Here is a 1,959-nt window from a genome sequence, read left to right as displayed (position 1 = left end):
CGTCCGGGCTGAAGGCGGCGGAGCTCACCAGTCCCTGATGCCCTGTGAGCCGCGCGATCACCTGGCCGGTCGCCGCGTCCCACACCCGCGCGGTCCTGTCCGCAGACGCGGTCACCACCCGCCGTCCGTCCGGGCTGAAGGCTGCGGAATAAACCCACCCCTGATCCCCGCTGAGCTGCACAATCTGTTTGCCCGTAGCCGCGTCCCACACCCGCGCGGTCCTATCCCGGGACGCGGTCACCACCCGCTGACCGCCCGGGCTGAAGGTCGCGGAATAGACCCACCCCTGATGCCCGCTGAGAAGCGCGATCTGTTTGCCCGTAGCCGCGTCCCACACCCGCGCGGTCCTATCCCAGGACGCGGTCACCACCCGCTTACCATCCGGGCTGAAAACGGCGGAATCAACCGGCTCCTGATGCCCGCTGAGCAACGCAATTTGCATTGATGCATGCGCGCCACGCATGAGTTCCAGCTCTGCTTCTACCGATCCCGGCGAGCGCCAACTCTTCCCCATCGCCAGCATGGCGAAGCGCATTCCGCGGTCATAAATTCCCGTGTCGTTCGCCGTCGTCGCGGCCGACGCCAACACAAGGGAAGTCTGGCGTGCGACCGCCCGAGTCTGGTGAATGATCCACCCACCGGTCACAATCAGAATGAACGCGATTACGCCCATAAGTATCTGGATGCGTCGCTGCGCGCGCCCTGTCCGTGCCTGCTCTTCCTTGACATGGGCTTGCTCCTCAGCGATTTGTTGCAACTGCGACTCGCGTTCGGCGCGTGCGACCTCCTCGCGCCCGCGGCAAGCCCGTAAATAGGAAAGGCCATCCGCGCCCAGCAGCCGTTCGAAGTCCGAACGATGCAGGAGTGCTTCCGCGCCCGTCAGCCGCGCGCCATTGTCAGGCGGCGGCCAGGGAAAGCTCGAGGGATCGAGCCCGGCGCGTCGCAGCCCAAGCTTGAGCCGGGAAAGCCCCGCATCGGCGAAAGAGACTTCAGTCTCCGGGACGAGCGGGTCATGCCAGACCCGGAAGCTCTGGCGTTGAGCCCCCGCGACGAGGTCACAGAGCTGCCATTCCGCCGTCATCTCCTTCTGCAAGGCATCGAGCGGCACCGTCTCGACGAGCAAGCCAAAGATCGTCTTGCCCAATTGTTTGGCAAGCAGAAACTCGGTCAGGCACCAGGGAGAGTCGCGCCACGCGGGCGAAATGAGAAACAGCACGGCCTCGCAGTGGTCAGCCGCAGCTCTGAGCGCTTCCTGCCAGCGTTCCCCGGGGGCCAGCCCCTTGGCTGGCTCAAGGTCCAGGAAGTAGTCATCCCAGCCGTTATCGGCAAGCCAGCGTCCGATCGCAAGTGCGAGTGCGTTATTCGCGCTGGAGTGGCTGATGAAGATCCTGGACATCGCGCTGCCCCCTTTTGCTTTTTTCGCAATGTCTGCGCGCTATCGGTCGTTCGTCGGCAAGCGACCAGGCGCCAGCGAACTGAATTATAGGAAGTGACTTGTCTCCGACTGGCAACCCTCTTCTCGGGCGGCTTCGAGGTTTCGCTCGAACTGTCCGGGCAGCCAGCAGATAATAACGGCCAGCGGCTCCTAGTCGGTCGAAGATCGAGCGGCCGCTTTTGGACGCGACCTGCGACCGTCCGTTCATGGCCTTTGCTTGTATGGAAAACGGCGGGAATGGCCGTTGCACCGCTGGCAGCGGCCGTCCGCTGTCTCGAAATTGAACGGCAGTAGTGGGGCACGCGCCCGACGCGTCCGGCGGCACGCGGCCAAGAGACATCCACTGTGACCGCCCGAATGACCGATTTTCGGCACACATCAGACCTCCGTCGCCCCCGAATATTCGTGCCGGCGCAAGCGAGCGGGCGTAAGTCCTCGATGCACAAACAGGAAAATCGCATCACGCCGATCCTGGATCAGCATGTCTGATCAGAGTAAGGAGGAACGTGCGCCGCAACTCGAAT

The 1,959-nt window shown here is 63.7% G+C and carries 1 protein-coding gene; it reads right to left on the bottom strand.

Annotated elements, in window-relative coordinates; all coding sequences use genetic code 11:
* Positions 1 to 1,396: toll/interleukin-1 receptor domain-containing protein (locus J3489_RS38045; protein ID WP_242540478.1), on the bottom strand; the 1,396-nt coding region annotated here is incomplete at its 3' end.
* Between the last annotated feature and the right edge of the window lie 563 nt (positions 1,397 to 1,959).

It is taken from the genome of Trinickia mobilis (assembly GCF_017315705.1).
Lineage (GTDB): Bacteria > Pseudomonadota > Gammaproteobacteria > Burkholderiales > Burkholderiaceae > Trinickia_A > Trinickia_A mobilis.
Note: the sequence above shows the minus strand (reverse complement) of the source record. Positions and strands in the feature narration are given on the sequence as shown.